The sequence below is a fragment of the Caballeronia sp. LZ003 genome (assembly GCF_031451465.1).
Taxonomy (GTDB): Bacteria; Pseudomonadota; Gammaproteobacteria; order Burkholderiales; family Burkholderiaceae; genus Caballeronia.
Window position 1 is genome coordinate 2,552,090 of sequence record NZ_JARUXJ010000001.1, and the last position, 20,796, is coordinate 2,572,885.

Sequence of the window (20,796 nt, forward strand, 5' to 3'; positions counted from 1 at the left end):
AAGGAACCGTCATGGCAAATACCGCACAAGCTCGCAAGCGCGCCCGTCAGGGTGCCAAAGCCAACTCGCACAACTCGGCGCTGCGCTCGAAGTTCCGCACGGCCATCAAGGCAGTTCGCAAGGCGATCGACGCCGGCGACCAAGCCAAGGCAGCCGAATTGTTCAAGTCGTCGGTCAAGACGATCGACATCATCGCGGACAAGAAGATCGTCCACAAGAACAAGGCTGCTCGTCATAAGAGCCGCCTGGCCGCAGCCATCAAGGGCTTGCAGGCCCCCGCTGCCCAGTAATTCCGGCTTGCTTCCGGAAAACGCGCGCATGCAATGCATTGCCGCAGTTGACTGGAAGCAGCTTCCTGTTTCCGCTGCGCAGTAAAGAAAAAGCCCGCAAACGCGGGCTTTTTTTCGTCGGTCCACAGCGCTGATTAACGCTTCTGCTGCGTCTGCGTGCCGTGATGCGGCGGCAGCTCGCATGCCTCGGTCACGACCAGATCGTTGTCCTTCGCGAAGTTCAGCACGAAGTCGAAAGCCATTGGCTCGATGTCGCGCAGGCGCGAGTCGAGAATGACGACCTTGATGTCCCCGATGATGGTCGGCCGCACATAGATGGAATATTGCAGGCGCGCGTTCGGCCCTTTCTTCCCCGGCCCAAAAGCCGACATCACTCCGCACAGGCGCTCGGACCAGTCGCTTGGCCGAAACGTGCGCCCGCTCTTGGTGATGCCTTGTATGAAGTACTCGGTAGGGGATGATTCAGCCATGTAGCATTACCTTTTGACAGCCGGTGATGCACACCGGCGAACGCGCCGACCGGACGCGGAAACCACGAGCCCTGCATTGGCAGGCACTAGCGGCTCTGAACGCGGCAGTCACAGAAAATTTCCGACTTGGCCACGCCCGCACCCTGAAGACGGACTCGACTGCACTGTTGAATCCAGACACGCAAGGGGTAACACGAGCGGCTCTTGCGAGCCTTCGTACACATACGCGTGAAACGGTGCTGAATGTTGCAGAGCGGTTGAAACGAGCGAGTGCAATTATACAGCAGCGACCCTTCTTCCGCAGCGCACCAATGCTTGCAAGCGCCCTGCAAGGCCGTCCAGAAGCCTTCTGGAGAAAGCGATCGGCTCCTCGGTAGCCTCGTCAAACATCGCAAAATCCTTTATGCTCGAACGCGATACCACTCCCGACGGCGGCGCCGTCCGGTCTTTTCGATGCCGCTTCGCGCATCGGCGGGCACCGGGTCGAAGCCGCCGCTTGCGTTTCATGACCGCCAAAAAAATTCGCCATTATCTTCAGTTCAAGGATTTTTCACTCGACGACTACGAGTACGTGCTCGAACGCGCGCGCATTCTGAAGCGCAAATTCAAGAACTACGAGACTTATCATCCGCTGCACGACCGCACGCTCGCGATGATCTTCGAGAAGAATTCGACGCGCACGCGCCTTTCCTTCGAGGCGGGCATCTTCCAGCTAGGCGGCCACGCGGTGTTCCTCAATACGCGCGACACGCAGCTCGGGCGCGGCGAACCGGTCGAGGACGCGGCGCAGGTCATCTCGCGCATGGTGGACATCATCATGATCCGCACGTTCGGGCAGGAGATCATCGAGCGCTTTGCGGAAAATTCGCGCGTGCCGGTCATCAACGGGCTGACCAACGAGTATCACCCGTGTCAGGTGCTCGCGGACATTTTCACGTACTACGAACAACGCGGGCCGATTCACGGCAAGACGGTCGCGTGGGTCGGCGACGCGAACAACATGCTCTACACGTGGATAGAAGCCGCGCAGATTCTGGGCTTCAAATTGCGCCTCTCGACGCCGCCCGGCTACACGCTCGATCACGCGCTGGTTTCTGAAGACAGCAAGCCGTTCTACGAAGCATTCGAAGACCCGAACGAAGCGTGCGCGGGCGCCGATCTCGTCACCACCGATGTCTGGACCAGCATGGGCTTCGAGGCGGAAAACGAAGCGCGCAAGGCGGCCTTCGCGGACTGGTGCGTCGATAGCGAGATGATGTCGCGCGCCAACCCGGATGCGCTCTTCATGCACTGCTTGCCGGCGCATCGCGGTGAGGAAGTGAGCGCCGAAGTGATCGACGGCCCGCAAAGCGTCGTGTGGGACGAAGCGGAAAACCGTCTGCATGTGCAGAAAGCGTTGATGGAGTTTTTGCTGCTGGGCAAGCTCAATCACTGAGTTGCTGTCGGGAAGGGCGGGGTTCGAATCGAAGTGCCGCCCTTCTTCGCGGCGTTTGTCAGGGTCTGGTCACGCGCGTGGCTGACCTCATCGCGGTCAACGCGACCGCATGCCGCCAACGTCGGCCCTCGACGCACGAACCCGCGCTCATCGGTTTCACAAGCAAACCGGCTCCATCTCCAGTTCGACGTCGAAGCGCGCGAGCACGTCGCGCTTGATCGCTTCGGCGAGTTCGAGCACTTGCGCGCCGGTCGCATCACCACGATTCACGAGCACGAGCGCCTGCCGGTCATGCACCGCCGCGCCACCGACGCCACGCCCCTTCCACCCGCACTGGTCGATCAGCCAACCCGCGGCCAGCTTCACCGCTCCGTCCGGCTGACGATACGACACGACGCCGGGTTCGCGCACGTGCAATGCATCGAACGCTTCCGCGCTCATCACCGGATTCTTGAAAAAGCTGCCCGCGTTGCCGAGCACGGTCCAGTCCGGCAATTTGGTGCGGCGCACGGCGACGACGGCATCGAAGATGGCTCGTGCATCGTGGCTGGATGCGCCTTCCAGCGCCCTCGCGACATCCGCGTAGTCTGCGCGCGGCTGCCACGCCTTCGGCAGCCGGAACACCACCGACGTGATCAGAAAACGCCCGCGCCCTGCCCGCTTGAAGAAACTGTCGCGATAGCCGAACGCGCATTCAGCCCGGTCGAAACGGGCGTGCGCGCCAGTCGCGAGTTCCACCGCGTGCAGCCGTTCGAAGCGCTCGCCCATTTCCAGGCCATACGCGCCGATGTTCTGGATAGGCGCCGCGCCGACCGTTCCGGGAATGAGCGCGAGGTTTTCGAGGCCCGGCATGCCTTGCGCAAGCGTCCACGCGACGAACTCGTGCCAGCTCTCGCCCGCGCCCGCTTCGACGAGCCAGGCGTCGTCGTCTTCGTGGATCACGCGCTTGCCACGGATGCCGACGATCAGCGCGACGCCATCGAATTCGCGCGTCAGCACGACATTGCTGCCGCCGCCGAGCACGAACTGCTGCATGTTGGCGATGCGCGCATCGGCGGCGAGCGAGATCGCGGCATCGACGCTATCGACGTGCATGGCGTGACGCGCTCGCACGTCGAAGCCGAACGTGTTGTGCGCTCGCAGCGAATAGTCGTCGAGCAACGGTGGCGGCGTGAAGGAAGCGTGGGACATGACAGGGAAAAACCGCGTGGCGAACCGGGAGAATCGGCGCAACCTTGGGGAACCGCAGGCGCGTCGGTAGAATGACGTCAGGTCTGTGATTATAGCGATTGCGCGAGCCGCGCCCGCTGCGCGCTCGCCTCATTGAAGGGGAAAACAAGATGCCATCGTTTGACGTCGTCAGCGAAGCAAACATGATCGAAGTGAAGAACGCGATCGAACAATCGAACAAGGAAATCTCGACGCGTTTCGACTTCAAGGGTTCGGATTCTCGCGTCGAACAGAAGGAGCGCGACCTCACGCTCTACGCCGACGACGATTTCAAGCTCGGCCAGGTCAAGGACGTGCTGGTCGGCAAGCTGGCCAAGCGCGGCGTCGACGTGCGTTTTCTCGACTACGGCAAGCAGGAAAAGATCGGCGGCGACAAGCTCAAGCAGGTCGTGACCATCAAGAAAGGCGTGTCGGGCGATCTGGCGAAGAAGGTCGTGAAAATCGTGAAGGACAGCAAGATCAAGGTGCAGGCGAGCATTCAGGGCGACGCGGTGCGCATACAAGGCACGAAGCGCGACGACCTGCAAAGCACCATCGCGCTGCTCAAAAAGGAAGTCACGGACACGCCGCTCGACTTCAACAACTTCCGCGACTGAGGTTTTCACCTTTAGCAAGCGGGCCAACGGCGCACTGCAGGACTTTCCCGCAGCGCCATGCAGCGCACGCAAAAACGCCGTTCCGCATGCCTGTGGAACGGCGTTTTGTTTGGTAGGCCGAGCGTTGCGCCGGTCCGCGCTCAGTCCGCCTCGCTCGCCGCTTGCGCCGCTTTTTTCTTGTCGCCGATACGGCTCTCCTGCCCCGCCAGCAACTTCGAAATATTGGCCCGATGCCGCCAGATGAGCAGCGCGCTCATCGCCAGCACGGCGAGCGAGATGCGGCTCGGCCCGAACAGGAACACCTGAAAAAACGGTGCGAAGACCGCCGCGACGAGCGCCGCGAGCGACGAATAGCGAAAGAAGAACGCGATGATCAGCCAGGTCAGCAAGGTAGCCGCCCCGAGCGCCGGATGAATGGCGAGCAGCACGCCCGCCGCCGTCGCGACGCCCTTGCCGCCCTGAAACTTGAAGAAGATCGGGTACAAATGCCCGAGAAAAACCGCGATGGCCGACAGCGCGATCGCGCTCGCGAGCCCGGCCGGATCGAGCCCCCAGCCCGCGCCGAAGTGCACGACGACCCACACGGGCAGCCAGCCTTTGAACGCATCGCCGATCAGCGTGAGGATGGCCGCTTTCTTGTTGCCGGTGCGCAGCACGTTGGTCGCGCCGGGATTGCCCGAGCCGTACGAACGGGGATCGGCGAGTCCCATCGACTTGCTGACGACGACGGCGAATGAAATCGAGCCGATCAAATAGGACACGACGGCGACGATCAGAGGAATCATGTTGGCTCTTTCTTTGACGTGGCGAATGCGGTCAGCATTCTAATCGACGCTCGCGCACTGCACGGGCTTCGCGTTGAGCAAGCCGGTGAGCACCGCCGGATCGAGACTGACGAGATAGCCGCGCCGGCCGCCGTTCAGATAGATGATGTCCAGTTCGAGAATGCTCGATTCGACAAACACCGGCATTGCCTTCTTCGTGCCGAACGGCGACGTGCCGCCCACGAGATAGCCCGAATGCCGGTTCGCCACTTCGGGCTTGCATGGCTCGATGCGCTTCGCGCCCGTCTGCCGCGCGAGGTTCTTGGTCGACACCGTGCGGTCGCCATGCATGAGCACGATGAGCGGCTTCGCGTTCTCGTCTTCCATCACGAGTGTCTTGACGACGCGATGCTCGTCCACGCCGAGTTGCCGCGCGGACTCCTCCGTGCCGCCGTGCTCGACATAATCGTAGGGATGCTCGCCGAACTCGACCTTGTTACGGCGCAGAAACTGCGTCGCCGGGGTTTCGGAGACATGTTTGGTTTTCGACATGGAGGCATTGTAGCGGCGCGGCTTCATGCTCACCATCGGCTGAACGGCCAATGCAGCGGCACGATCGTTCTGGCGAACAAGTCAACCGCGCGGATGGTGCTCCCGATGCAGCTTTTGCAAGCGCTCGCGCGCGACGTGCGTATAAATCTGCGTGGTCGAGATATCGGAGTGACCGAGCAGAAGCTGCACGACGCGCAAATCCGCGCCGTGATTGAGCAGATGCGTCGCGAACGCGTGACGCAGCGTGTGCGGCGAAAGCGGCGCCTGCACGCCGCCGTTCAGCGCATGACGCTTGATGATGTTCCAGAACTGCTGCCGCGTCATGCCCTCGCCGCGCGAGGTGACGAAGAGCGCATCCGCGGCGCGCGCGCCTAGCAACGCGGGACGCGATTCACGCAGATAACGCATCAGCCACTCATGCGCTTGTTCGCCGAAGGGCACGAGGCGTTCCTTCGAGCCCTTGCCCATCACGCGCACCACGCCTTCGTTCAGGCCGACGGCCACCGTCTTCAAGGTGACGAGTTCGGTGACGCGCAGGCCGCTCGCATACATCAGTTCGAGCATGGTGCGGTCGCGCAGACCGAGTGGCGTTTCGATGTCCGGCGCGCCGAGCAGCGCTTCGACTTGCGCTTCGTTGAGCGTCGATGGAAAGCGCGGCGGCTGCTTCGCCGAGCGCAGCTTCAAGGTTGGATCGATCGTCGCGCGATGCTCGCGCAACGCCCAGCCGTAATATCGGCGGAACACGGACAGACGCCGGTTCGCGGAGGTCGCCTTGTCGCCACGGCGCGCAGCCATGTAGCCGTTCAGGTCGCTTTCACTCGCCGTGTCGATGGACCCGCCGCGCGTCTTCGCGAGCCATTCGGCGAAGAGCTTCAGGTCGCGGCGATACGCTTCGAGCGAATTCTTGGCGAGCCCGTGTTCGAGCCAGAGCGCGTCGCAAAAGAGATCGATCGAGTCCGAACTCGCGATCAGTTCCGGCGTCGGCAGTTCCTCGGCGATTGCGCTCATGCGATCGATACACCCTCATGCGCCAGCAACCAGCGCTTCACGTCACGAAAAAAGCCATCGCCGGGCGTATGCGCGAAGCCGCCTATCCCGCTCGATGAAACCACCCGGTGGCACGGTATCACGATCGGCAGCGGATTGGAGCCGCACGCTTGCCCGACCGCGCGCGGCACGCTGCCGACTTCGCGCGCGAGCTGGCCGTAGGTCCACACTTGTCCCGCCGCGATGCCAGAAATGCCCTTCCACACGCGCTCTTGAAACGCCGTGCCGCCGGTGCCGAGCGACAGATCGAAACGCATGGCGGGTTGCTCGAAATATTGGCGAATCTGTGCGATGGCTTGTTGCACGAGCGGCTTGTCCGACTCGATGCTTTCGACCTCGGCCGGAAGATAGACGATCTCGCGCACGACGCGCTCGTCGGCACGAATGCCGACTTTGCCGAAGGGCGCGTCGATCACTGCATCGAAATGCTTCATGCCGGCCTCGCTATTTCGTCTGGCGCCGCGCGCTGCGCGAGCGCCCATTGCACATGCTCGCGAACCAGCGCGGAAGAATCGTCCATGCGCGCCTGCAACGCTTGCACGATACGCTCGCGCTCCACGCTTTCGAGCGACGCGCGCAGTGCATTGCCCATCGCCACCGCGATATTGCGCAGCCATCGCTCGTGTCCGATACGCCGGATCGCGCTGCCCTGCATGCGCGTGTCGAAGTCCTCGGCGCTCCACGCAAACAACTCGACGAGCGTGGAACGATCGAGCCCATGCCGCACATCGAAGTCCACGACCGGAGCGGCCTCCGCGAACTTGTTCCACGGACACACTAGCTGACAATCGTCGCACCCGTACACGCGGTTGCCGATCAAAGGCCGCATGTCCTCGGGAATACTGCCTTGCAGCTCTATCGTCAGATACGAAATGCAGCGCCGCGCATCCACTCGATACGGCGCCACGATCGCGCCAGTCGGACATGCGCCGATACAGCGCGTGCACTGCCCGCAATGCGCGCCGTCCGTCTCGGGATGCGGGTCGACGGGCAATGCAATATCGACGTAAATCTCGCCGATGAAGAAGAGCGAACCGGCATCGCGATCGAGCAGCAACGTATGCTTGCCACGCCAGCCGACGCTTGCTTTCTGCGCCAGCGCGACTTCGAGAACCGGCGCGGAGTCCGTGAACGCGCGATGCCCGAACGGCCCGATGGCAGCTTCGATGCGCTCGGCCAGTTGCTGCAGCCGGTTGCGCATGACCTTGTGATAATCGCGGCCGCGCGCGTAGATCGAGACCATCGCCTGCGATGGATCGCTCAGGCGCGACCATTCGACGGCGCGCCAGTCGTTCTTCTGACCATCGGCTGTCGCGACACTTTCAGCGCCCTTGTGCTCGAGCGTCGCGCCAGGCAGATAAGCCATGCGCGCCGTGATGACCCGTCGCGTGCCGGCCACAAGCTCGGCGGGCCTTGCGCGTTTCATCCCATGTTTGGCCATATAATCCATCTCGCCGTGATAGCCTGCTTCAAGCCAACTGGCAAGGCCTTCCTCGGCATCCGTCAGGTCGGTATCGCCGATACCAACCGCACCGAATCCCAACTCGCGCCCCCACGTCTTGATGCGTAGCGCGAGTTCCGCCAGCGCGGCCTCATCGCCTAGTTCGACGTGATGCAAGGCGCGCGACTCATCGGCGGCGTCGCTGGACGCGGTCGTGATTTCAACGGAATGTTCCGGCAATCGGTTCATCACGACATTTTACGAGCAATGCCCGAAAGCCCTGTACGAACGACGCCTGATTTTCCTTCCGCGCTCCTCGAACGCCGCTTCGATCTGCGCGACGAAGCGGCAACGCTCGCCTTCGGGGAACGCTTCGCACGCGCCATCGACGAGACGCGCAAGCAAACCTCGGCCGAACGTTTTTCGGGCTTGCAGGTCCAGTTGATCGGTGACTTGGGCGCGGGCAAGACCACGCTCGTGCGCGCGACCTTGCGCGCGCTCGGTCATGCGGGCCGCGTGAAGAGTCCGACTTACACGCTCGTCGAGCCCTATTCGCTCGACACGCCAGGCGGGCCGCTCGATGTCTATCACTTCGATCTCTACCGCTTCGCCGATCCCGCCGAATGGGCCGATGCCGGCTTTCGCGAGTATTTCGATCGCGGCGCGGTGTGCCTCATCGAATGGCCGCAGCAAGCAGGCGGACTGCTCGGCGTGCCGGACCTCGTGTTCGAACTTGCCTTGCCCGACGAGAGCCGTGAAGTCGAAGAAGGCCGCGTGCTGAATGCGCGGGCGTTTAGCGAAACAGGAAAGACATGTCTCGAAAGATGCTGATCAAGCCGTTTCATTCGATCGAATCGGGTGCGAGCGCGCCGCACAACTGGCGGCGGCGTCAGGTGCTGCGCGCGGGCGCATCGACGCTTGCGCTTGCGCTCGTCGCACCGAAGCTCGCGCACGCGAGTTCCGTGCTCGGCGTGCGCGTGTGGCCCGCGCGCGATTACACGCGCGTGACCATCGAATCCGACCAGCCGCTCACGAACAGCAATCAGACGCTGCAAGGCCCGGACAGACTCGTCGTGGATCTGAACGGCATCGATCTGGATCAGTCGCTGCGCGATCTCGTCTCGAAGATCACGCCGAACGATCCGCAGATTCAATCGGTGCGCGTCGGTCAGTACCAGCCGCATGTCGTGCGCATGGTGTTCGACCTCAAGGGTTCGGTGAAGCCGCAGGTCTTCACGCTAGGGCCGATTGGCAGCTACAAGTATCGGCTCGTGTTCGATCTTTATCCGGCCGTCGCGCCCGATCCGCTGATGGAACTGCTCGCGCAGTCCGAGCACAAGCAGGAGGCCTTCGACCGCGCCAATCCGAATCCTTCCGCGCCGCCGCCCGCCACGCTTTCGGGGCCGGCCACGCCGCAGAAATCGCTCTCGCAGGATTCGACCGACGAGTTTTTCCAGAAGTACGCTCAGGGCGATGCCCCGGACAACGCCGCGTCGGTGGCGCCGAAGCCCGCGCCTGTGCCTGCGCCATCCGTGCCGAAGCCGTCGCGCGTCGTGCCGCCCGTGATCGCGAAGAAGGATGACGACGACAGCGACCAATACACGTTCTCGCAGCCCAAGCAGGATCGCTCGGGGACGACGCGCCTTCTGACTGTGGCCATCGATCCGGGTCACGGTGGCGAAGATCCCGGCGCTATCGGCGGCGCGGGGACGTATGAGAAGCACATTGCGCTCGATATCGCGAAGAAGCTGCGCGCGAAGATCGACGCGCAACCCAACATGCGCGCCATGATGACGCGTGATGCCGATTTCTTCGTGCCACTCAATGTGCGTGTGCAGAAGGCGCAGCGTGTCGGCGCCGATCTATTCGTGTCGATTCATGCGGACGCGTTTACCGAGTCTTCGGCGCGTGGTTCTTCCGTTTTCGCGTTGTCGGAACATGGTGCGTCGAGCGCGGCGGCGCGGTGGATGGCCGCCAAGGAAAATTCGTCGGATCAGGTCGGTGGCATCAACGTGAAATCGCAAGACGCTAGCGTGAATCGCGCGCTTTTCGACATGTCCACTACAGCGCAGATTCGCGATTCCATGCGGTATGGGAGTTTCGTGCTGAATGAAATCGGGGGCATTAACAAACTGCACAAGGGGTCGGTCGAGCAGGCAGGGTTTGCCGTGCTCAAGGCACCCGATATTCCCTCGATTCTCGTCGAAACCGCGTTTATCAGTAACCCGGATGAGGAGACTCGCCTCAACGATGATGCCTATCGGGACAAGATGGCTAGCGCCATTATGAAAGGCATCAGGCGGTATTTTGCTGCTAATCCGCCTTTGGCTAAGAGTCGCATGACTTGAAGACGTTGGTTTGCGGTTCTTTTGCGGTTCTTTTGCGGTTCTTTTGCGGTTCTCGGGCAGTCTCGTTCAGTAGCCGCCTCCCCGGCGGTGGGGTCCCTTTCTTTGCTGCTGCAAAGAAAGGAACCAAAGAAAGCAGCTTTGGAACCGGCTTCTGAAGCACAACTGGTTCCCCGCTATTTACCACAAGCCCCTTGTGCACTCCCCCTCCACTCACGCTCTCGGTAAAACTCACAAGATCAAAGCTTTTTTCGGAGTCGCTGTTCAAGTTTCTTCTCTGGCACTTTCAAGGAAGTCGGCCGTTGTATTGCTTTTTTCTTTAGCGCCTTCTTTAAGGGTTCATTTTTTGCGGCTTTTTTTATCGCGGGACGGGGAATAGTCTCTGTTTCAAGCGTGCGCCGAATACATTGACCGCCAATCCCGCCATTACCAGCGCCGCACCCGCTACTTCCGCCGGTGTCAGCGCCTCGCCCAGAAACACCGCCGCCGATGCAATGCCTATCACCGGCACCAATAACGAGAACGGTGCGACCTGCGCCGCCGGATAGCGCGCAAGCAATTTGCCCCACAAGCTGTAGCCAATGATGGTCGCGATGAACGAGAGATAAACGATCGCGAAAATCGATATCGACGGGATCGCCGCAAGGCTCGCTTCAATGCGCGCCGGGCCCTCGAAAATCAACGACAACGCAAGAAACGGCAGCGGCGGTATCAGGCTCGCCCACACTACGAGCGACAGCAAGTCGACTTTGCCCATGCGCTTCGTGACGACATTGCCAAGCGCCCACATCGACGCCGCGCCAAGCGTGAACAAGAACCCTGTGAGGGTCATCGCGTGGCCGCCCTGCATGCCGATCAGCGCTAGCCCGGCCGCCGCGATCAAGAGTCCAGCTATGTTCATCGCGCGGATGCGCTCGCCAAGCATGAAGGCGGCGAAGATCAAGGTGAAGAACGCCTGCGCCTGCAAGACGAGCGAAGCAAGTCCCGCCGGCATGCCGACCGACATGCCATAGAACAACAACGCAAACTGGCCGAACGAAATGGAAAGGCCATAAGCGAAAAGCCAGCGCAGCGGAATCCGCGGGCGCTTGACGAAGAAGACCGGCACCGCGGCCAGCGCGAATCGCAAGGCGCCCAGCAAGAACGGCGGCACGCCGTGCAAACCCAGTTTGATGACAACGAAATTCACGCCCCACGCGAGAATCACCACCGACGCAATCAACAAATCCCTTGGCGACATCGCCGCTCCTTCGTGCACTTCGATTGAAAGTCACACGAGTTTAGCGGGGCGCACTCTGCGGTGGCTTGTGAAAAACTGCGCTCACAACGCCTTGCCGTCTTGGCGCATGCAGACAAAAAAACGCCCGCGCCTCCCAAGGGAAGCGCGGGCGCTTCACAGCAATCCGGACCGCTTACTTGCTTTGGCCGGATTCCGCTGCCGCATTGTTGCCGGTTTCGACGTCCGGCGTCTTCTTGCCTGCCGACGGATGCGCGCTGTGCTTGCGCATCTTGTGCTTGGTCGTGCCCGACGACGACGTGCCATCGGTCGACGCGCCAGTATCGGTCTGGCCCATGGCCGCCGACGAGTTGCCCGACGAAGTCTGGGCCATTGCGCCGGTTGCAGCCGTGGCGCTCAAAAGACCTGCGGTGATGGCGATCAACAGTTTATTCTTGCTCATGGTTTCCTCTCCTATCAATTGACGTTTGCGCAAATTCTGCACGCATGCTGCAAAAAGCGCGGTCCCTTCGTAAAAAACACGTGAAGCACGCGTAACTCCGCACGAAGTCGATGAAGCGTTTTCCACATCCCCGATGAGAGCGCATCGCCGTAGCGGCCGGTAGAATCGGCGGTTCCAGGCGCGCAACCGGCGCGTCAGCTCCCGGAACCGCCAATGTCCACGTCGATCCGCGTCCTGCTCAAACCACATCAACACGATGTCGGCGGCCTCACGGTGAGGCGCGTGCTCCCCGCACTGGCAGCACGCACTGTCGGACCCTTCATCTTCTTCGACCACATCGGTCCCGCAACCCTCGTGCCCGGACAGGGACTGGATGTACGGCCGCATCCGCATATCGGGCTCGCAACCGTCACGTATCTCTTTGAAGGCGCGATCATGCATCGCGACAGCGTCGACTCCGTGCAGAAGATCGTGCCCGGCGACGTCAACTGGATGACCGCCGGGCGCGGCATCGTCCATTCGGAACGTACACCCGACGAGGAACGCGAGCGAGGCCAGACGATGCATGGCATCCAGACCTGGGTCGCGCTGCCGGTGGCAAGCGAGGAAGTCGAGCCTTCGTTCGAGCATCATGCGGCGTCCGCCTTGCCGCAAATCGAGCGCGACGGCGTGACTTTGCGCGTAATCGCGGGCACCGCGTTCGGCGCCCAAGCGCCCACGCGCACGTTCTCGCCAACGCTTTACGTCGCCGCCGATTTCGCTCGCGGCAGCGCGCTCACGCTCGATACCGAACACGAGGAACGCGGCGTGTATCTCGTCGAAGGCGATCTGTCCATCGACGGCCAAGCGCTGCCCGAACAGCAAATGGCCGTGCTCGAACCGGGCGCGCCGGTGCGTTTCGAGAGCACGAACGGCGCGCGCGTGATGATTCTCGGTGGCGCGCCGCTCGACGGCGCACGCATCATCGAATGGAATTTCGTCGCCAGTTCGCGCGACAAGATCGAGGCCGCGAAACAGGCATGGAGCGAGCAGCGCATGGGGCACGTTCCCGGCGAGACGGAGTTCATTCCGCTGCCGCCCGCGCGCCGCGAGAATCGCGCGCCCGAGGCATGAGACGTGCATCGGCGTGAATCAACGCCGTGGCCGTTGAGAGTTATGCAAGCGTCCCCATCTAATTTCAAGACACATTGCAGGCATTAGGAGAGAACGCATGGAAACGACCCTCGCTACGTTTGAAAACGACGTCATCAACGCGTCGATGCTCGCGCCCGTTCTCGTCGATTTCTGGGCTCCGTGGTGCGGCCCGTGCAAGACGCTCGGTCCGATGTTGGAACGGCTCGAAGCCGAAGCCGCCGGCAACTGGAAGCTCGTCAAGGTGAATGTCGACGAGAATCAGGAACTCGCGCAGCACTTCCAGGTGCGCAGCATTCCGCACGTGATCGCGTTCGCGGAAGGCCGGCCAGTGGACCAGTTCATCGGCGTGTTGCCCGAAGGCCAATTGCGCGAGTTTCTCGACCGGCTGGTGCCTGCTGGCGCCGAAGCCGAGCGCCGCGCCGCGCACGACGCGTGGGCGAGCGGTAACCGCAAGGACGCGATCGATCGCATCAAGGCCACGATCGCGCTCGATCCGAGTTACGAAGATGCGCGCCTCGATTTGATTGAATGGCTGATCGCGGAACGGCGGATCGACGAAGCGAAGGAAGAAGACAAGCTGCTTTCGCCTAAGACGACGCAGGGCATCGACGCGCGCTACAACGCGCTCAAGACCGAACTCGACGCCGCCGATGCAGCCGCCGGACTGCCGCCCGCCGACGATCTCATCGCGGCGGTGAACGCGAAACCGGACGATCTCGAAGCGCGCTTTGCGCTTGCGAACCGTTTGATCGCCGGCCGCGATTACGGTGGTGCGCTGGAACATCTGCTCGAAATCGTCGTGCGCGATCGCGCGTTCATGGACGACGTCGGCCGCAAGACGATGCTATCGGTGTTCGAACTCGCGGCGAATCAGCCGGATGTCGTGGCGTACTGGCGGCGCAGGCTGAGTGCCGCGATGAATTGAGCATGCATGATCGGCTCGTGGATGCAGAAACGGCCAGCTCGTGGAAGCTGGCCGTTTTTTTGTTGGCTGCGGTTGGCCGCGTGACGTCAAACAGCGCATGTTCGCCGTGCGGCCACGTCGACTCGCGTGCATGCAAGCAACTGGCGGATTTGCCGCGACGCCCGCTCGTCATATTCGTGCGAAAACCGACCTGCCATCGACGCAAGCCACCACCATTCATGCTTCTGTGACTATATGGCACGCCGTTGTTACGTCCTCGTAAGAACCTGCCGCCCTAAGCCGCCTTCTTCGCCAACGCCCGAAGCACGAACGCCGCCGCCGCGAACCCAAAGCTCGCCGTTACACACACGCTGGACCCGAAACCCGCGCAATTCAGCCCGACCGGGCCCGCGTATCCCGCGCCGGTTTCCAGATGCTCCGCGCCCTCGCTGATATCGCAAGCGGCCGCTTCCGGGTAAATGAGCGGCTCGTCCGAATATACCGCGCTGACCTTGAAACGCGCCTTCGGTCCGCGCGGAAAGCCATGCAATTTGCGCAACTGGCCGCGCACTTTCGAAAGCAGCGGGTCCTGAATGGTCAGCGCCAGGTCGTCGATGCGAATACGCGTCGGATCGAGCTGCCCGCCCGCGCCGCCCACCGTGATCAGCGGCTGCTTGTTTGCAACACACCACGCAATGAGCGCGGTTTTCGTGCGCACGCTGTCGATGGCATCGACGATGAAGTCGAAACCGCCGCCGAGCATCGCATCGAAGTTACCCGGCTCCACGAAGTCCTCGATCTGCCGCACGTCGCAGGCGGGATCGATCAAACGGATGCGCTCGGCCATCGCCGTGACCTTGGCCTTGCCGTAGTTGCCGTCGAGCGCGTGGATCTGCCGGTTGGTGTTGCTTTCGGCGACGTTGTCGAGATCGATCAACGTGAGCTTGCCGATTGCGCTGCGCGCCAGCGCTTCAGCCACCCACGATCCCACGCCGCCTATGCCGATCACCGCGACATGCGCGCCTTCGAACGCCGCGAGCGCAGGCGCGCCATACAGACGCGCGATGCCGCCGAAGCGTCGGTCGCGGTCGGCGATCTCGTCGGCGGAAGGTGACTCGTTGGGAGCGATGGTGGCAGTCATAGGTGGAAGCAGAAACCGAAAAAGCGCGGGAGGGCTTCGCGGAGCATGGGCAAAAACAAGCCAAACGCCGCTGCGGCCCGTCAGGCATAGCTTACAAGCGCCTGTCTAATTGACAAAGTTGGTAGACCATTCATGCAGAAAGCGCGCGAATTGCGTATTCTGCCTTATCGAAACCCAAGGGGTGATAGCCGGACCGGATTCACCACGGCAAGGGCAAGAAAGAACCACCTTGGCTATACTGACGCCGACTGTAGCGTTTGCATAAAAATGACCACCCTCGCAGACCTTCGCAAAAATTATTCTCGCGGCTCACTCGACGCCGCCGACGTCGCGCCGGACCCGGTGCGCCAGTTCGACACCTGGTTCGCCCAGGCGCTCGACGCGAAACTGCCCGAACCCAACGCCATGACCCTGGCCACCGTCGACGAGAACGGCCGGCCCTCCGCGCGCATCGTGCTGATCAAGGGGTTCGACGAACGTGGCTTCGTTTTTTTTACCAATTACGATAGCCGCAAAGGCCGCGAAATCGCCGCCAATCCCGCGGCAAGTCTGCTGTTCCACTGGATCGAGCTCGAACGTCAGGTGCGTGTCGAAGGCGTGATCGTCAAGACGAGCGCCGAGGAAAGCGATGCCTATTTTCAGTCCCGGCCGCTCGGATCGCGCATTGGCGCGTGGGCGTCGGAACAGAGTCAGCCGCTCGAAAGCCGCGAGGCGCTCGAAGCGCGCGAGCGCGAAATGATCGAAAAATTCGGCGACGCACCGCCGCGCCCGCCACATTGGGGCGGCTACCGGCTCGTGCCGGACACCATCGAATTCTGGCAGGGACGTCCGTCGCGGCTGCATGACCGCATCGTCTATGAGCGCGAGCGCGCGGACGGCCCGTGGGATATCAAGAGGCTCGCACCCTAAGACGGGTCCGGTAGCAGGCAGTACGTCGTCATAAAACGCAGCACCACGGCAACGAACATGAAGGCGCGTCGATGCACGGGCATCCAGAACCGGCACGGCGGGCCTTCCCCTTGATTTTCTTTAGCGCGGAGAAGCAAGCATGTTCTGGGAGAAGAAGCTGACGCAATGGGTCGAGGAAGTGCGGGCCAGGGCCAACCTGCCTGCGCGCCTCGTGCTTTGGGATGGACAGCAGCACGACTTCGGGCAGTTCGCCGCGCCGCAAGTCACGTTGCATGTAAAGAGCGCGACGGCGCTGCCTTATCTGCTGGAACCGAGTCTCGACAATCTCGGTGAAGCGTACGTGAAAGGCAAGATCGATATCGAGGGCAAGCTCTCGGACATCATCAACGTCGGTTATTCGCTCGCGAAGAACACCGTCACGAGCGCGGGCAAGCTGGCTCGCGTGCGGCGCTACTTCAATCACTCGAAGGCGTCGGACAAGAAGGCCATTCAGTACCACTACGATGTGTCGAACGAGTTCTATCAGCTCTGGCTCGACAAGAACATGGTGTACTCGTGCGCGTACTTCGAAAACGGCGACGAAGATTTGGCCACCGCGCAGATCAAGAAGATCGATCACATCCTGACCAAGATTCAGGTGCAGCCGGGCCATCGTTTGCTCGACATTGGCTGCGGCTGGGGCGCGCTCGTGATCCGCGCCGCGCAGAAGTTCGGCGCGAAGTGCGTGGGCGTGACGCTCTCGGAAAACCAGTTCAAGCTCGCGACGCAGCGCGTGAAAGATGCGGGCCTCGAAGATCAGATCGAAATTCGTCTGCAAGATTATCGCGACGTGCCGGGGCAATTCGACCGCATCACGAGCGTGGGCATGTTCGAGCACGTCGGACGCAAAAATCTGCCGGGCTACTTTGCAAAGATTCGCGATCTGCTGGTCGATGACGGCGTCGCGATGAACCACGGCATCACGTCATCCGACGCCGACAGCGGCGAGACCGCGCTCGGCGGCGGCGAGTTTATCGACCGCTACGTGTTTCCGGATGGCGAGTTGCCGCATATCGGTCTCGCGCTCGAAAGCATGCAGCGCGGCGGGCTGGAAGCGATCGACATCGAAAGCTTGCGCCGGCATTACGCCCGCACGCTCGACATCTGGGCCGAGAGCTTCGAGGCAAACGCCGAGCAAGCCAAGAAGCTCGTCGATGACGAGAAATTCCGCATCTGGCGCGTGTATCTCGCGGGTTGCGCGTACGCGTTCGAGAACGACGACGTGTCGATCTATCAAGTGGTGTGCCGCAAGGCGGGCCGCAGCGCGACGACCTTGCCGTGGTCGCGGAAATACATCTACGAGAAGGCGCTCTGAAGCAGGGATCGAGGTTTCCGGAAGAGGACGCTGCGCGTGACGGCGACGCGCAGGGCTCCCTGCTCGACGACACGGCGCCGAGTGAGATTGCGCCAGCCGGTGAGCCAGAGTGCCTGCCGGCGTCGGCGGAAAACGGGCAAGCAACAGAACCCGACCTGTTCGACGAACCCGCGCCGCGCAAGCCCGCGAGCCAGCCGAAGGCACGCGGCGTCCTGCCCGCGCCATTGAACGCCGATCTCGACGCGCTCGCGAAACAACTGCCCGAAGCCATTCATCTCGGCACATCGACGTGGTCGTTTCCGGGCTGGCGCGGAATTGTCTACGGCGACGCGTATTCGAACGCGAAGCTCTCGCGCGACGGCCTCACCGCCTACAGCGCGCATCCGTTGTTGCGCTGCGTGTCCATCGACCGCTCGTTCTACGCACCGCTTTCGCTCGCCGACTACGCGCGGTATGCGAGCCAGGTGCCGGAGCACTTTCGCTTCATCGTGAAGGCGCCTGCCGCCGTCACCGACGCCTTTATCCGCGGCCAGCGCGGCGCGCCCGATGCGGAGAACCCCGCGTTTCTGAACGCGCGGATTGCCATCGACGAATTCGTGACGCCGTGCATCGGCGGGCTTGGGACGAAAGCCGGCGCGCTCGTGTTCCAGTTCTCGCCGCTGCCGGATGCGATGATCGTCGAGCCATCGCGCTTCATCGACCAGTTGGCGGCGTTTCTCGGCGCGCTTCCGCCGCTCGAAGGCGAGACGCGTTACGCCGTCGAATTGCGCGACGCCGTCATGCTGACACCGCGCTTCATACGCGCGCTGCGGGACGCGAACGTGCGCTATTGCATCGGCGTGCACGCGCGCATGCCGGACGTGCGTCGCCAGGCGAAGGCGCTCGCGTTGCTGGACGAAGAAACGCTAGGGCCGCTCGTCGTGCGCTGGAGTCTGCACAGCGGCTTTCGCTACGAACAGGCGAAGGCGAAGTACGAGCCGTTCGACCAAATAGTCGATGAAGACCGCGACACGCGCGAGGCGCTGGCCGAACTGGCCGCACGATATGCGATCGCGGGCCAGCCGGTGGTCATCGCGGCGAACAACAAGGCGGAGGGTTCCGCGCCGCTTACGTGCTTCGAGCTTGCGCGTGGGATTGCGCGGGAATGCGAGCGCGTACAACGCGGCTAGCGGTATACCTATAACATGCGACGGCTGAAATCGACCGGGCTCCCCGGCGTACTGGCTGAACGCTCTATCCACCGCTATCGAGCCGCACTTCAGGCACGGCTCGCATGCCGTCACGTCTTTGCTTCAAGCGCGACTTGAGCGCCAGGATGCCTCGCCTTATGGCATGGACTGAACGCGGCGACTTCCCGGCTCCGACACGGTATGCAGACCGCCCTCGAGCGCGGCCTCCACACCGCCCCGCCCTTCACTTCTTCAACCGATGCGCGAACTTCTTGCGGAACTTCGCGACCTTCGGGCCGACAACCGCCGCGCAATACCCCTGGTTCGGATGCTGCTCGAAGTAGTTCTGGTGATACGCTTCGGCCGGATAGTAGTCGTTGTCGAGCGCGGTAACCTGCGTGACGATCTTGCCGCCGAAGACATCCTCGCGCTGCAGTTCATCGATCACTTCGAGCGCGACCTTTCGTTGCTCGTCCGAATGCGTGAACACCGCCGAGCGATACTGCGTGCCCACGTCATTACCCTGGCGATTGAGCTGCGTCGGATCGTGCGTCGCGAAGAAAATCTCGAGCACTTCGCGGTAGCTGATGATCGCCGGATCGAACACGACCTTCACCACTTCCGCGTGCCCGGTTTCGCCGTCGCAGACCTGTTCGTACGACGGATCGACCACCTTGCCGCCCGCATAGCCGGATTCGACCGACACCACGCCTTCGACCGCCAGAAACACCGCTTCCGTGCACCAGAAGCAACCGCCGCCGAGCGTCGCGGTTTCGGTTCTCGCCTGCTCATTCTGCTGGGTCATGCGCAACTCCTCGTCAAGTGCATGCGGCCATGCCGCGGATCATCCATATGGATGCGCCTCGCCGCTTCTTCAACATTCCACGGTTTCTTCGATGTTTCGATGCGCGCGAAGGGCTTGCTCCGAGCTTACCGGCTTTTACAAAGCGGCGTTGGCCACACTGCCGACGCTGGCTTATGGCGGTTCCGGACGGCTGATTCCGCTAGAATCGAGCCAATCTCCAGCTTTTAGACACACGAGAACAGGTCCTTCCGATTCGAATGCAACACGTATCCGGTTCGGCAAGACGAAATACCACCACCTGATGACAAGCCCTTTCGCCCCGAGGAAACGCGCGTCCGGATCGGCATAAAACAAGACACTTCTAACCGATGACAAGTCCTCTCGCTCCAAGCGAAACTCGTCAGGTCGGCGAAAAAACAAGACGACTTTGCCCGATGACAAGCGCCAAAACCCCGAACTTCGATCCGAAAGAATTCCGCGCCGCGCTCGGCCAGTTTGCGACGGGTGTGACCGTCATCACCACGCGCACCGAATCCGGGCAGTTGATCGGCATCACGGCCAGTTCGTTTAACTCGGTATCGCTCGACCCGCCGCTCGTGCTGTGGAGCCTCGCCACCAAGTCGGCTTCGATGCCGGTGTTTCGCGCCAATAGTCACTACGTGGTGAACGTGCTCGCGGCATCGCAACTGGAGCTTTGCCGGCGCTTCGCCACGGTCAAGGGTGACCGCTTCGCGGGCGTCTCGCACGCGGCGGGCGACACCGGCATGCCAGTGCTCGACGGCGCGATTGCCTGGTTCGAATGCCACAATCGCAGCCGCTACGACGAAGGCGACCACGTGATCTTTGTCGGCGAAGTGGAGCGCTGTGGCGTGCGCGCGAAAGACGACAGCGCGCCTCCGCTCGTGTTTCACGCCGGCGGATTCCACACGTTGGGTTCGATCGAATAAGCCCCTCGACGCTTGAGTATCAACGCCTGAGGCTCAAGGCGGGCTGCTTGGCCGCGCCGGTTGTTCGATCAGCGCGACGGGCACGCCTGCATCGTCCTTCATGGTTTGCAAGACGATATTCGAGCGAATGTCGATAACGCCCGGCGCCTTATACAGCTTGCTCAGAATGAAATCCGAGTAGTGCTTGAGGTTGTGCGCGAGCACGCGCAACACGTAATGCGTGTCGCCCGTGACGACGAACGCGCCCACCACTTCCGGCCATTCGCGCACGGCCGCCGCGAATTTCTCGTGCCAGTTTTCCTGGTCGTTGCGCATGGAGACGTGCACGAAGGCTTCGAGCTCGATGCCCAGCCGCTCACGGTCCAGACACGCGCGATAGCTCGCAATCACGCCCTCTTCTTCGAGCAGGCGCATGCGGCGCAAACACGCCGAAGGCGAGAGCGCGATGCGCTCCGCAAGGTCCAGGTTACTGATCCGTCCATCTTCCTGCAGTACCGCCAGAATTCGGCAATCTGTTGCATCGAGCGTGAATCCGGTCATTTTTTAGTCCCCTAGCCCGTTTCATCGAATTATGTTCTAGCCAC

At 62.1% G+C, this 20,796-nt stretch carries 23 protein-coding genes; 11 read left to right on the forward strand and 12 right to left on the reverse strand.

What is annotated here, in order from left to right:
• Window positions 1-11 precede the first annotated feature (11 nt).
• Entirely contained in the window at window positions 12-290 is a 279-nt protein-coding gene (rpsT, locus tag QCE79_RS11490; protein WP_244826155.1) for a 30S ribosomal protein S20, read from the forward strand.
• A 134-nt stretch (window positions 291-424) separates the two neighbouring features.
• On the opposite strand, the gene QCE79_RS11495 is transcribed toward rpsT, so the two are convergent.
• A complete protein-coding gene (locus QCE79_RS11495) occupies window positions 425-760 on the reverse strand; it encodes a DUF3579 domain-containing protein (protein WP_244826156.1) in 336 nt (111 codons plus the stop codon).
• Window positions 761-1,265: 505 nt separating this feature from the next.
• Between QCE79_RS11495 and argF the strand changes: the two genes are divergently transcribed.
• Window positions 1,266-2,195: an ornithine carbamoyltransferase gene (gene argF, locus QCE79_RS11500; protein WP_250465558.1), complete on the forward strand. Its 930-nt coding sequence runs from the start codon at window positions 1,266-1,268 to the stop codon at window positions 2,193-2,195.
• A 156-nt stretch (window positions 2,196-2,351) separates the two neighbouring features.
• Here the strand turns inward: argF and murB are convergent, their stop codons facing one another.
• Entirely contained in the window at window positions 2,352-3,386 is a 1,035-nt protein-coding gene (gene murB / locus QCE79_RS11505; protein ID WP_309844245.1) for a UDP-N-acetylmuramate dehydrogenase, read from the reverse strand.
• 149 nt (window positions 3,387-3,535) lie between these two features.
• Between murB and QCE79_RS11510 the strand changes: the two genes are divergently transcribed.
• Window positions 3,536-4,021, forward strand: coding sequence for a YajQ family cyclic di-GMP-binding protein (locus QCE79_RS11510; protein WP_244826159.1), 486 nt, complete (start codon window positions 3,536-3,538; stop codon window positions 4,019-4,021).
• A gap of 140 nt (window positions 4,022-4,161) precedes the next feature.
• Here QCE79_RS11510 and plsY read toward each other — a convergent pair whose 3' ends face one another.
• From plsY to queG, 5 genes are all read right to left on the reverse strand, one after another.
• Window positions 4,162-4,806 carry a glycerol-3-phosphate 1-O-acyltransferase PlsY gene (gene plsY, locus QCE79_RS11515; RefSeq protein ID WP_244826160.1) on the reverse strand — a complete coding sequence of 215 codons (645 nt, stop codon included), beginning with the start codon at window positions 4,804-4,806 and terminating at the stop codon, window positions 4,162-4,164.
• A gap of 39 nt (window positions 4,807-4,845) precedes the next feature.
• Entirely contained in the window at window positions 4,846-5,337 is a 492-nt protein-coding gene (gene ybaK, locus QCE79_RS11520) for a Cys-tRNA(Pro) deacylase (protein WP_244826161.1), read from the reverse strand.
• Between the two features lie 81 nt (window positions 5,338-5,418).
• Complete coding sequence (gene xerD, locus QCE79_RS11525) at window positions 5,419-6,345, reverse strand: site-specific tyrosine recombinase XerD (RefSeq protein WP_250465563.1); 927 nt, start codon at window positions 6,343-6,345, stop codon at window positions 5,419-5,421.
• Window positions 6,342-6,818 carry a methylated-DNA--[protein]-cysteine S-methyltransferase gene (locus QCE79_RS11530; RefSeq protein ID WP_309844248.1) on the reverse strand — a complete coding sequence of 159 codons (477 nt, stop codon included), beginning with the start codon at window positions 6,816-6,818 and terminating at the stop codon, window positions 6,342-6,344. Before QCE79_RS11530 ends, xerD begins: the two co-directional genes overlap by 4 nt.
• Window positions 6,815-8,074, reverse strand: coding sequence for a tRNA epoxyqueuosine(34) reductase QueG (gene queG / locus QCE79_RS11535; protein WP_309844250.1), 1,260 nt, complete (start codon window positions 8,072-8,074; stop codon window positions 6,815-6,817). Before queG ends, QCE79_RS11530 begins: the two co-directional genes overlap by 4 nt.
• A gap of 18 nt (window positions 8,075-8,092) precedes the next feature.
• On the opposite strand from queG, the gene tsaE reads away from it, so the two are divergent.
• Both tsaE and QCE79_RS11545 read left to right on the forward strand, forming a co-directional pair.
• Entirely contained in the window at window positions 8,093-8,656 is a 564-nt protein-coding gene (gene tsaE / locus QCE79_RS11540) for a tRNA (adenosine(37)-N6)-threonylcarbamoyltransferase complex ATPase subunit type 1 TsaE (protein ID WP_244826165.1), read from the forward strand.
• Window positions 8,638-10,173, forward strand: coding sequence for an N-acetylmuramoyl-L-alanine amidase (locus QCE79_RS11545; protein WP_309844253.1), 1,536 nt, complete (start codon window positions 8,638-8,640; stop codon window positions 10,171-10,173). Before tsaE ends, QCE79_RS11545 begins: the two co-directional genes overlap by 19 nt.
• 355 nt (window positions 10,174-10,528) lie before the next feature.
• Here the strand turns inward: QCE79_RS11545 and QCE79_RS11550 are convergent, their stop codons facing one another.
• Both QCE79_RS11550 and QCE79_RS11555 read right to left on the reverse strand, forming a co-directional pair.
• Entirely contained in the window at window positions 10,529-11,410 is an 882-nt protein-coding gene (locus tag QCE79_RS11550) for an EamA family transporter (protein WP_250492687.1), read from the reverse strand.
• A 172-nt stretch (window positions 11,411-11,582) separates the two neighbouring features.
• Entirely contained in the window at window positions 11,583-11,849 is a 267-nt protein-coding gene (locus QCE79_RS11555) for a hypothetical protein (protein WP_244826168.1), read from the reverse strand.
• A 213-nt stretch (window positions 11,850-12,062) separates the two neighbouring features.
• On the opposite strand from QCE79_RS11555, the gene QCE79_RS11560 reads away from it, so the two are divergent.
• Window positions 12,063-12,962, forward strand: a complete 900-nt coding sequence (locus QCE79_RS11560; protein ID WP_250465572.1) for a pirin family protein — start codon at window positions 12,063-12,065, stop codon at window positions 12,960-12,962.
• 97 nt (window positions 12,963-13,059) lie between these two features.
• Entirely contained in the window at window positions 13,060-13,908 is an 849-nt protein-coding gene (gene trxA, locus QCE79_RS11565; RefSeq protein WP_244826170.1) for a thioredoxin, read from the forward strand.
• A gap of 274 nt (window positions 13,909-14,182) precedes the next feature.
• On the opposite strand, the gene QCE79_RS11570 is transcribed toward trxA, so the two are convergent.
• Window positions 14,183-15,028 (reverse strand): tRNA threonylcarbamoyladenosine dehydratase, encoded by an 846-nt coding sequence (locus QCE79_RS11570; RefSeq protein WP_309844257.1) that lies wholly within the window; start codon window positions 15,026-15,028, stop codon window positions 14,183-14,185.
• 267 nt (window positions 15,029-15,295) lie between these two features.
• Here QCE79_RS11570 and pdxH point away from each other — a divergent pair, with 267 nt between their 5' ends.
• The 3 genes from pdxH (at window position 15,296) to QCE79_RS11585 (ending at window position 18,460) form a co-directional block, all read left to right on the forward strand.
• Window positions 15,296-15,937, forward strand: coding sequence for a pyridoxamine 5'-phosphate oxidase (gene pdxH, locus QCE79_RS11575; protein ID WP_250465577.1), 642 nt, complete (start codon window positions 15,296-15,298; stop codon window positions 15,935-15,937).
• Between the two features lie 139 nt (window positions 15,938-16,076).
• On the forward strand, window positions 16,077-17,291 hold the full coding sequence (locus tag QCE79_RS11580; protein WP_244826172.1) for a cyclopropane-fatty-acyl-phospholipid synthase family protein: 1,215 nt from the start codon (window positions 16,077-16,079) through the stop codon (window positions 17,289-17,291).
• A 155-nt stretch (window positions 17,292-17,446) separates the two neighbouring features.
• Window positions 17,447-18,460, forward strand: a complete 1,014-nt coding sequence (locus QCE79_RS11585; RefSeq protein WP_309845293.1) for a DUF72 domain-containing protein — start codon at window positions 17,447-17,449, stop codon at window positions 18,458-18,460.
• Window positions 18,461-18,704: 244 nt separating this feature from the next.
• Here QCE79_RS11585 and msrA read toward each other — a convergent pair whose 3' ends face one another.
• Window positions 18,705-19,265 (reverse strand): peptide-methionine (S)-S-oxide reductase MsrA, encoded by a 561-nt coding sequence (gene msrA / locus QCE79_RS11590; protein WP_244826174.1) that lies wholly within the window; start codon window positions 19,263-19,265, stop codon window positions 18,705-18,707.
• Between the two features lie 434 nt (window positions 19,266-19,699).
• Here msrA and QCE79_RS11595 point away from each other — a divergent pair, with 434 nt between their 5' ends.
• Window positions 19,700-20,212 (forward strand): flavin reductase family protein, encoded by a 513-nt coding sequence (locus QCE79_RS11595; RefSeq protein ID WP_250465581.1) that lies wholly within the window; start codon window positions 19,700-19,702, stop codon window positions 20,210-20,212.
• Window positions 20,213-20,245: 33 nt separating this feature from the next.
• On the opposite strand, the gene QCE79_RS11600 is transcribed toward QCE79_RS11595, so the two are convergent.
• Window positions 20,246-20,752, reverse strand: coding sequence for an Lrp/AsnC family transcriptional regulator (locus QCE79_RS11600; protein WP_244826176.1), 507 nt, complete (start codon window positions 20,750-20,752; stop codon window positions 20,246-20,248).
• Window positions 20,753-20,796 lie beyond the last annotated feature (44 nt).

Excerpts from the sequence above, each read along its gene's own strand:
- rpsT (WP_244826155.1), top strand. The coding sequence starts at position 12 with ATGGCAAATACCGCACAAGCTCGCAAGCGCGCCCGTCAGGGTGCCAAA.
- QCE79_RS11495 (WP_244826156.1), bottom strand. The coding sequence starts at position 760 with ATGGCTGAATCATCCCCTACCGAGTACTTCATACAAGGCATCACCAAG.
- argF (WP_250465558.1), top strand. The coding sequence starts at position 1,266 with ATGACCGCCAAAAAAATTCGCCATTATCTTCAGTTCAAGGATTTTTCA.
- murB (WP_309844245.1), bottom strand. The coding sequence starts at position 3,386 with ATGTCCCACGCTTCCTTCACGCCGCCACCGTTGCTCGACGACTATTCG.
- QCE79_RS11510 (WP_244826159.1), top strand. The coding sequence starts at position 3,536 with ATGCCATCGTTTGACGTCGTCAGCGAAGCAAACATGATCGAAGTGAAG.
- plsY (WP_244826160.1), bottom strand. The coding sequence starts at position 4,806 with ATGATTCCTCTGATCGTCGCCGTCGTGTCCTATTTGATCGGCTCGATT.
- ybaK (WP_244826161.1), bottom strand. The coding sequence starts at position 5,337 with ATGTCGAAAACCAAACATGTCTCCGAAACCCCGGCGACGCAGTTTCTG.
- xerD (WP_250465563.1), bottom strand. The coding sequence starts at position 6,345 with ATGAGCGCAATCGCCGAGGAACTGCCGACGCCGGAACTGATCGCGAGT.
- QCE79_RS11530 (WP_309844248.1), bottom strand. The coding sequence starts at position 6,818 with ATGAAGCATTTCGATGCAGTGATCGACGCGCCCTTCGGCAAAGTCGGC.
- queG (WP_309844250.1), bottom strand. The coding sequence starts at position 8,074 with ATGAACCGATTGCCGGAACATTCCGTTGAAATCACGACCGCGTCCAGC.
- tsaE (WP_244826165.1), top strand. The coding sequence starts at position 8,093 with ATGCCCGAAAGCCCTGTACGAACGACGCCTGATTTTCCTTCCGCGCTC.
- QCE79_RS11545 (WP_309844253.1), top strand. The coding sequence starts at position 8,638 with ATGTCTCGAAAGATGCTGATCAAGCCGTTTCATTCGATCGAATCGGGT.
- QCE79_RS11550 (WP_250492687.1), bottom strand. The coding sequence starts at position 11,410 with ATGTCGCCAAGGGATTTGTTGATTGCGTCGGTGGTGATTCTCGCGTGG.
- QCE79_RS11555 (WP_244826168.1), bottom strand. The coding sequence starts at position 11,849 with ATGAGCAAGAATAAACTGTTGATCGCCATCACCGCAGGTCTTTTGAGC.
- QCE79_RS11560 (WP_250465572.1), top strand. The coding sequence starts at position 12,063 with ATGTCCACGTCGATCCGCGTCCTGCTCAAACCACATCAACACGATGTC.
- trxA (WP_244826170.1), top strand. The coding sequence starts at position 13,060 with ATGGAAACGACCCTCGCTACGTTTGAAAACGACGTCATCAACGCGTCG.
- QCE79_RS11570 (WP_309844257.1), bottom strand. The coding sequence starts at position 15,028 with ATGACTGCCACCATCGCTCCCAACGAGTCACCTTCCGCCGACGAGATC.
- pdxH (WP_250465577.1), top strand. The coding sequence starts at position 15,296 with ATGACCACCCTCGCAGACCTTCGCAAAAATTATTCTCGCGGCTCACTC.
- QCE79_RS11580 (WP_244826172.1), top strand. The coding sequence starts at position 16,077 with ATGTTCTGGGAGAAGAAGCTGACGCAATGGGTCGAGGAAGTGCGGGCC.
- msrA (WP_244826174.1), bottom strand. The coding sequence starts at position 19,265 with ATGACCCAGCAGAATGAGCAGGCGAGAACCGAAACCGCGACGCTCGGC.
- QCE79_RS11595 (WP_250465581.1), top strand. The coding sequence starts at position 19,700 with ATGACAAGCGCCAAAACCCCGAACTTCGATCCGAAAGAATTCCGCGCC.
- QCE79_RS11600 (WP_244826176.1), bottom strand. The coding sequence starts at position 20,752 with ATGACCGGATTCACGCTCGATGCAACAGATTGCCGAATTCTGGCGGTA.